The sequence below is a fragment of the bacterium genome (assembly GCA_035528375.1).
Lineage (GTDB): Bacteria > RBG-13-66-14 > RBG-13-66-14 > RBG-13-66-14 > RBG-13-66-14 > RBG-13-66-14.
The window spans coordinates 1-8278 of the sequence record DATKYS010000095.1; the positions used below are offsets into that span (position 1 = coordinate 1).

Sequence of the window (8278 nt, forward strand, 5' to 3'; positions counted from 1 at the left end):
TAAGGTGGCCCTCACCCCAGCCCTCTCCCGGAGGGAGAGGGAGGCCGCAGGCCGCCGCGTTTTCGACGTTCCCGGCCCCGACCCTCACCCTGACCCGTAGGCGAGCCTCTCCCTGGAAGGGAGAGGGGACCGCTGCAACCCCCTACCCGACCTGTCGGCGGGCCGCCGCGAATTGCGATGACGTAGGGGCCGACCGACGGCGCGCCGTTCAGGTCGGCCCGTTTTTTTATAAGGTGGCCCTCACCCCCATCCCCTCTCCCGGAGGGAGAGGGGGGCCGCGGGCCGCCGCGTTTTTTCCAACCCCGGCCCGCGCCCCGCGGCGGCCCTACGACCCCGGCGGCGGCTCCCGGTTGATGCAGAAAAGATCGGGCAGCCGAATCTCCTCCCAGTCCATGGACCGCGGCATGACCCGCCCCGAGACGTTGTCGGCCCCCGTCTCGGCGAAGGGGGTTATGTTGAACCCCACCAACTCGGCGCACAACGCCACCACGCAGGACCGGGCCAGCCCCCGCTTGCGGAACTCGGGATGCGTCGCCACCCCCAGGTCGGCGTAGGCACCGTCCTCGGCGTAGACCGCGGCCATCGAGCGGATGTGCCCCCCCACCTGGGCCCCGAAGGCGTTCTCGTTCTCGATGAAGTGGGCGATGCTCGCGTGGTACTTCCAGAGCCAGGGCTCGTCTATCTCCCCCACGTCCCTCTCGTCGCGGGGGGCCAGCCAGCGCACCGGGTGCTCCGGCTCCGGGTAGGGCTCGCGGGCGATGAAACCGACCCGGGGCCACCGGACGACCGCGTTGAAGGCCTGGCGCAGCACGCCCTCCCAGTCCGGCCCGGCGTAGCAGAAGCCGGTCCAGTCCACCGGAGGCATGACGGCCAGCACCTCGGGCTCCTGGGGCTCACCGCCGCAGGCCAGGTCGTCGAGGTGGGAGTGCACCGCCCAGCCATCGCCCAGGCGTATCACGCCCCGCCCGGCTAAAAGGTTCGCCCGGGGTATCTGCAGCCCGGGGTCTGGCGGGAAAAATTTCAGGGCAATCTCGTAATCGTCGTTCATGGTTATTCGGGGTAGGCGGCGAAAACCCGTTCGGCGAGCTTTTGTAGACTACGGTCCTCTATCGCCTCGCGGATCCGCCGCATCAGTTGTAGGTAGAAGAAGAGGTTGTGATAGGTCGCCAGCCTGAGGCCGAGAAATTCTCCGGCGCGCACCAGGTGCGCCAGGTAGGCCCGGGTGTGCCCGGCGCATACCGGGCAGCCGCACTCGGGGTCCGGCGGCGTGTAATCCTGTCTGAACCGCGCGTTGCGCAGGTTGAGCTTCCCGGCCCAGGTGAAGAGCTGGCCGTTGCGGGCGTTACGCGTGGGCAGGACGCAATCGAAGAGGTCAATCCCGCGGGCCGCGGCGTGGACGATGTCCGCCGGGGTGCCCACGCCCATCAGGTATCGGGGCCGGTCCCCGGGCAACAGCGGCGCCGAGGACTCCAGCACCTCGCGGTACAGCGCCTTGGGCTCGCCCACGGAGAGCCCCCCCAGGGCGTAGCCGTCGGCGTCCAGCTCCGTCAGAAACGCCGCCGATTCGGCCCGCAGCGCGGGGTGCATCCCGCCCTGGACGATGGCGAAGAAGGCGCGCCGCGTGCCGTTCTCGGAGTTCAGCCGCCGGTGCTCCTCCAGCGACCGCCGCTCCCAGGCGTGCGTGAGCGCCAGGCTCGTCCGCACCTCCTCCGGGGTCGCCGGGTACGGGGTACACTCATCCAGGGCCATGACCACGTCGGCCCCCAGGGAGTGCTGCACCCGCACGGACCGCTCCGGGGTCAGCTCGTAGAGCTCCCCGTCCAGGGGGCTGGCGAAGAGCACCCCGTCGGCGTCCAGGCGCCGGACGACCGGCTCCCGCTCGCGGCTCCAGGCTTCGGGGACCGCGTTCTCGCCGTCCAGTCCGGGGAAGCCCTCGTCGCGGTCCGGCTCGGTCTCCGCGGGCAGTCGGGCGCCGATTCCGCGGCGGCCGGAGAGGGAGAAGACCTGGAAGCCGCCCGAGTCGGTGAGAATCACCGGGCCGTCGTCGCCCAGACCCATGAAGCGGCGCAACCCGCCGGCGCCCTCCACCACCTCCGGGCCGGGACGCTGCCACAGGTGGTAGGTGTTGCAGACCAGTTGCTGGACGCCCAGGGCCCGGATGTCGCCGGCGTCGAGGGTCTTGACCGTGGCCTGGGTCGCCACCGGCATGAAGGCCGGGGTTTGGATGGTGCGGCCTCCGACGGTGCAGGCGCCCCGCCGGGCGAGGGAATCCTCCGCCTGCACGCTGAATTCGAGGTCGCCCGCCTTGCCTCCCGGGTCCGCGAGTGGGGGAGACCACCCCCCTTATTATGCAGCCCGGAAGGTCATTTTGCAACACCCCCAATGAATCCGTGACAAACACCCCCATCGCATCGTATATCTTACGCATCTTGACCCGTTAATTCAAGACCCGGGGAGGGAAGATGAAAAAGGCGCTTCTGGTCGTGCTTTCGGTTCTGGCGGCCGCTTCCGTGGCGCTGGCGCCCAAGAAAATCGCGGTCCTCTACTTCGACGTGGCCGCCCCGACGAACGACTACGACTACCTCGCCACCGGCATCCCCGAGATGCTCATCACCGACCTGGCCAACCAGCGCGACATCACCGTCATCGAGCGGGAGCGGCTGGACGAGGTTCTCCAGGAGATGGCCCTGGGAGGCTCGGGAATCACCGACAACGCCACCGCCCTCGAGGTGGGGAAAATCCTGAACGTGGAGCTCCTGATAATGGGCAACCTGACGGTGGCCGGGGAGAGCTTCCGGCTGGACACCAAGATTCTGGAGGTGGAGACGGCGGAGGTTATCGGCGCGGTGAAGGCGGCCACGGAGGACGAGGGGGACCTGTTCGATCTGGTGGACGCGACGTCGGCGGCGCTCATTGACAAGCTGCGCGGCGTGACGCTGGGCTCGGGGCTCACCTACGACATCCCCGAGGGCGCCGTCCGCTTCGACGTGGCCTTCGTCATAGACACCACCGGCTCCATGGGCGACGAGATCCAGGTGGTGAAGGAGAAGATGAAGGAGATCGCGGCCGAGGTGGCGCAGGGGACCCCGCCGCCCGCCGTGCGCTTCGGCATCGTCGAGTACCGCGACCGGGGCGACGTGTACGTGACGCAGACCACGGACCTGACCTACGACGTGGCGCGGCTCAACGAGCGGATAAACTCGATCATCGCCTCGGGTGGCGGCGACGCGCCGGAGAGCGTGGCCGAGGGGCTCCGGGCCGCCATCCACGAGCTATCCTGGGAGACCGGACCCGTCGTCCGCCTGGCCTTCGTCATCGGTGACGCGGCCGACCACCTCTACGGCGACGCCGGCTACACCCTCCAAGACGCCGCCGAGGACGCCGCCGACCTGGGGCTCACATTCTTCACCATCGGCTGCTCCGGCCTGGACCCCGCCGGCGAAAGCCAGTTCGTAAAGCTGGCCTACGAGACCAACGGCAGCTTCGAGTACCTCACCTACCGCCAGCGCTACATTGACGATACCGGCAAGGAGGTGGCGCTTCTGTACGAGGGGGACCACGTGTACGAGGAACCGACTCTCACCGAGCCGTCCCTCACCGCGAGCATAGACTACGCCTACCCTGCGGAGTCCGAAGAGGTGGGCGGCGTGGGCAGCTCCGGCATCATCACCTCGGCCCTGAAGGGCGAGGGCTACGGCGCCGGGGGGTCGGGGAGCTACGACGAGTACTACACCGAGGCCACCGGGGCCGAAGCGGAATACCTGGCCTCCGAGGAAACGGTGATGAGCGTCTCGGGCGGCAGCACCGTGGGGGCCAAGGAGAACAACCTGGACCGGCTGGTCACCGACGTCATCATGGCGGAGGCCATCCGCCGCGACGTGAGCTACGACCTGGGCATCCCCGTGGCCAAGGTCCTGGTGGAGAACTCGGGGCGCCGCGCCTGGCTGCCGGTGACCGACCCGACGATGATGGACCGGCTGCGGTCGGCGGCCGGGGCCGGGGAGACCCTGTGGGTTTCGGCGGGCGTTTCGCCGAAGCCGGAGGGCTCCGCGGCCGAGAACGCCTTCGTGTTCGTGGCGGGCACCCTGCGGCTCTTCGACAAGGAGAGCCAGGTCCCGGCGATGGCCCGGGGCGATTTCGCCGTTTTCGACGGCGACCCGGCGTACTACCGGGACCACGGCCTGGGCAGCCCCAACGTGTGGGCCGTGCCGGTGCGGGTGCTGGAGTTCGAGGCGGTTGAACCGGCCGAGTAGATCGGCGTTTTGCGTAACCGTTATTGTAGGGGCGGACCCATCGGTCCGCCCTTTTTTTATAATCGCCCCTCACTCCGGGTTGCGATGTTGCGATGACGTAGGGGCCGACCGACGGCGCGCCGTTCAGGTCGGCCCGTTGGGTCATCAACCGTCGTGCGCCTACACTTAGGGCGGGGACTTTAATCCCCGCCGCGGGCGACCGTGGACGGTCGCCCCTACGAGGTTTTCGCCGATGGTTGGCGATTTGGCGTAGGGGCGGGTGTCCACACCCGCCCGCATTCGCCCAAATGTAGGGCGGGGATTCCTATCCCCGCCGCTTTCGCCCCTCTCCCTAGCCCTCCCCCCAGAGGGGGGAGGGGACACGCGGCACCCCCCGTACTACTCCTTTTCACGCCCCCATGTGCTATGATTTTATACTCGAACGACTGACCCAAACCAAAGGAGAGATAGCCCCATGCGCGTCTTCATCATCGTAACCCACCCGCCCTACGGGAACGAGACCACCCGGTCGGCCCTGCGCGTCGCCCGGCGGCTGCGTAAAATCCCGGACATCGAGCTGGCGCTCTTCTTGATGGCCGACTCGGTCTACTGCGCCCGCAAGGGAGAGGCCTACGCCGAAGGGGTGTACGACCCCGAGCTGGGCCACACCTACTCGGCGCCGCAGATGCTGGCCGTCATCAAGGACAACGCGGAGGTCTTCGCCTGCGGCACCTGTATGGGCGAGCGCGATTTCAAGGAGGACGAGCTCATCGAGGACATCGCCATCGGCACCCTGGACGTCATCGCCGAGTACACCGCCAAGGCGGACAAAGTCCTGACCTTCTGAGCCTCAGCGCCTCGGGGGACGCAGGCCGGCGATCCCCGCCATCAGCCGCACCACCCAGGTGGTGAACTCGTTGGGCGCGTAGCGCTTGAAGAACATCGAGAGCCCGGCGAAGCCCCCGCTCGTCCAATGGAGGCCGGGGTTGCGGGCGCCTATCGCCCTACGGATGGTGCGCGCCACGACCCGCGGGTCCACCGCCCCCTTCCCGTGGGTCATCCCGGTGAAACGTTTCGGGACGATGGAGAGGAGGTCGGCGTAGGGCGAATCGGGCCCGTCGTTCCACTTCGCCGGTCGCTTGAGCGACGTGCCGGCGAACTCGGTCCTCGTGGAGTACGGCTCGACCGAGACCGCCCGGATGCCCAGCGGCCGCAGCTCCAGCCGCCACTCCTCCACCAGGCCGATGAGCGCGAACTTGGTCGCCGAGTAGAGGCCCATGAGGGGGTATCCCGCCCGGCCCGCCGTGGAGCTGACCACCACCAGCGTCCGCCTGCGCGATTCGTCGGCCCGCATGAGCGGCAGGAAGGCCCGCGCCACCCGCAGCACGCCGAAGACGTTGGTGTCGAACTGGTCGAAAATCTCCGCGTCGGAGAAGTCCTCCAGGACGCCCAGGTAGGGGAAACCGGCGTTGTTGACCAAATTGGTCAGGCGGCCGTCCACGGCGCGGACGCGCTCCGCCGCGGCGGCGATGGTCGCCGGGTCGGTCAGGTCCAGCGGGAGGAGCTCGACCTCCACCCCGGCCGCGGCGCAGGCCGCCAGGAGGGGGGCCTTCTTACCGAGGTCGCGCATCGTGGCGTAGACCTTGTGCCCGACACGGGCCAGCTCCACCGCCGTCACCAGGCCGATTCCCGACGAGCATCCGGTCACCAGGGTCACGGGTCGAACCATCTCGTTCCCTCCCTCGAATCGCCTTGACACCCCCCGAAGCGGGCCCTATAATGCCCTGGGCGACACGCCCGAGGCGTTTTCATTTTAAGGAGACCGGACCGATGGCGCTCTATCGCATGGTCGGCGGAAAAATTCACCGCGCCACGGTGACCGAAACGGAGCTGGACTACGAGGGCTCGATATCCATTGACCCGGAGCTCTACGAGCGGGCGGGTTTTCGGCCCGGCGAGCTCTTGCAGGTTTACAACCTGGCCAACGGCGCCCGCTTCGAGACGTACCTGATTGACGCGCCGCGCGGCTCGGGGATGATCGGCGTCCGTGGCGCCGCAGCCCACCTGGCCGACCTCGGCGACAAGCTCATCATCGTCAACGTCCTCATGCTGGATTCCTCCGAGCTCGAAGGCCACCGGTTCCGTGTGGTCCGGGTGGACGAGCGCAACCGCCCGGTGGAGGATACCAAAGCCTGACCCGCCGCGCCAGCGGGAGCGTGGCGGGGCCCGACCCCGCCTTTTTGATGAGGAATCCGACGGACATCCACCCCGACCTGCCCGACCTGACCTGGATCATCCCCGGTGAGCTGGCGGCCATGTCGCGGCCCGGGTCGGGCGTGGGGCTGGCCCGCGAGCTCCGGGCGCTCCGCGAGCTGGGCATCCGGCGGATTCTCACCCTCGCCGAGCACCCCCTCGGGGTGGGCCTGGGCCGCCTCCCCTTCTCAAAGCTCCACCACCTGCCCATCGAGGACTTCACCGCCCCGCCCCAGGGGGTCCTGGACTGGGCGGTGGAGCTGATTGACGAAGCCCGCCGCGCCGGCGAGCCGATCCTGGTCCACTGCTACATGGGCCTGGGGCGGACCGGGATGGTCCTCGCCTGCTATTTCGTCCACCGGGGGCGCACCGCCGAGGAGGCCATCGAGCACGTCCGTAGCCTGCGGCCGGGCTCCGTGGAAAGCCCCGTGCAGGTGGAGTCGGTGTTCGAGTTCTGGTCCCGCCGCGGCGGGAAGTGAACGGCGGCCCATCAGAGCATCGTGAGATTGACCCGTAGGGGCGACCGTCCACGGTCGCCCGTCGGTGTAAAACTCGTAGGGGCCGACATGCGGTCGGCCCGCGGTCAAGGTGAGGGCTGCATTATATCCCCTCTCCCTTCTAGGGAGAGGGTTAGGGTGAGGGTCGGGGTTGGGAGCGTGAAAGCGGCGACCCACGGCCCCCCTCTCCCTCCGGGAGAGGGGATGGGGGTGAGGGCCACCTTATAAAAAACGCGGCGGGAAAGGATTTGCTTCGCATAGCTCGCTTCGCTCGGTTCCCCGCCCTACATTTCAACGCACGGCGGTAAATCAATACAGCGGGCGGGTGTGGACACCCGCCCCTACGTCACGAATCGTTGCCGTTATCCGTAGGGGCGACCGTCCACGGTCGCCCGTTTTTTCCCAATCGGCGCCGGTCCCCCGCCAAGAGCTAAAACGCGGGTTTAAAGCCCTATAACCCTCTCCGCCACGCCCCCGAACGCCCCCCTCCCCGGGTCGGCCACGACCACCAACCGCGCCGACGCCTCCCCCGCCAGCCAGACGACGAGCCTCCCGCGCTCGTTCGGACCCAGCCCCGCCAGGGGGTCGTCCACGAGGAGCGCCGCCGGCTCCAGCGCCGCCCGCGCCCCCAGGGCCAGCCCCAGCCTCCGCCAGCGGTCCATGCCGGCGAGGGGCGCGTCGTCGGTGATTTTTCCGATCAACGGCTCGGCCCGCGCCAGCGCCTCCTCCCCCAACTCCCCCGCCCGCTCGGCCAGGTGCCACAGCGCCGGGTTCTGGCCCAGGTAGAGGTTTTTGGCAAAGGCCCGCCGCCGCTTCCGTCCGGCCAATCGCCAGGGCTCCGATCCGTCCACGGTAATCCGTCCCGCGTCGGGCCGCAGTGCGCCGGAGAGCATAAGGAGGAGGCTCGACTTCCCGGCGCCGGGACCGCCGGTGACCGTGACGAGCCCCCGGCGCGGCATCTCCAGGCCCAGGTCCCGGAAGACCTCGACCCGTTTTTGGCGGACGAAGGGTCCGCCCAGGCCGACCGGTCGGCTGAGGCAGACGCCCTCGAGGGCGATGAAGGCGGCGCTGGGGCTGGGTTGGGGCATTTTGGAAACGTGCGTCCGGTTGATTTTAACAGAAGGCCGACGGCGGTTCATACCGGCGGTGCTCCGACGTAGGGGCCGACATGCGGTCGGCCCGTTTTATCAAAGGCAGCCCTCACCCTAGCCCTCTCCCACGGGGAGAGGGGACACGCGGGCGACCGTGGACGGTCGCCCCTACGGGACATCGCGCGGTTCGTAACGTAGGGCGGGG

General features: G+C 68.7%; 8 protein-coding genes. 4 read left to right on the top strand and 4 right to left on the bottom strand.

Annotation, left to right across the window (positions count from 1 at the left end):
• Positions 1-325 precede the first annotated feature (325 nt).
• Together VM054_07490 and tgt are read right to left on the bottom strand one after the other, a co-directional pair.
• Positions 326-1048, bottom strand: coding sequence for a GNAT family N-acetyltransferase (locus VM054_07490; protein ID HUT98901.1), 723 nt, complete (start codon positions 1046-1048; stop codon positions 326-328).
• Between the two features lie 2 nt (positions 1049-1050).
• Positions 1051-2283: a tRNA guanosine(34) transglycosylase Tgt gene (tgt, locus tag VM054_07495; GenBank protein ID HUT98902.1), complete on the bottom strand. Its 1233-nt coding sequence runs from the start codon at positions 2281-2283 to the stop codon at positions 1051-1053.
• Between the two features lie 179 nt (positions 2284-2462).
• Here tgt and VM054_07500 point away from each other — a divergent pair, with 179 nt between their 5' ends.
• Together VM054_07500 and VM054_07505 are read left to right on the top strand one after the other, a co-directional pair.
• Positions 2463-4253, top strand: coding sequence for a VWA domain-containing protein (locus tag VM054_07500; GenBank protein HUT98903.1), 1791 nt, complete (start codon positions 2463-2465; stop codon positions 4251-4253).
• A gap of 454 nt (positions 4254-4707) precedes the next feature.
• A complete protein-coding gene (locus VM054_07505; protein HUT98904.1) occupies positions 4708-5079 on the top strand; it encodes a DsrE family protein in 372 nt (123 codons plus the stop codon).
• Between the two features lie 3 nt (positions 5080-5082).
• On the opposite strand, the gene VM054_07510 is transcribed toward VM054_07505, so the two are convergent.
• Positions 5083-5961: an SDR family oxidoreductase gene (locus tag VM054_07510; GenBank protein HUT98905.1), complete on the bottom strand. Its 879-nt coding sequence runs from the start codon at positions 5959-5961 to the stop codon at positions 5083-5085.
• A 101-nt stretch (positions 5962-6062) separates the two neighbouring features.
• Between VM054_07510 and panD the strand changes: the two genes are divergently transcribed.
• Together panD and VM054_07520 are read left to right on the top strand one after the other, a co-directional pair.
• Positions 6063-6428, top strand: a complete 366-nt coding sequence (panD, locus tag VM054_07515; GenBank protein HUT98906.1) for an aspartate 1-decarboxylase — start codon at positions 6063-6065, stop codon at positions 6426-6428.
• Between the two features lie 47 nt (positions 6429-6475).
• Positions 6476-6964: a dual specificity protein phosphatase family protein gene (locus VM054_07520; protein HUT98907.1), complete on the top strand. Its 489-nt coding sequence runs from the start codon at positions 6476-6478 to the stop codon at positions 6962-6964.
• Between the two features lie 461 nt (positions 6965-7425).
• On the opposite strand, the gene VM054_07525 is transcribed toward VM054_07520, so the two are convergent.
• Positions 7426-8070, bottom strand: coding sequence for an ATP-binding cassette domain-containing protein (locus tag VM054_07525; protein ID HUT98908.1), 645 nt, complete (start codon positions 8068-8070; stop codon positions 7426-7428).
• Positions 8071-8278 lie beyond the last annotated feature (208 nt).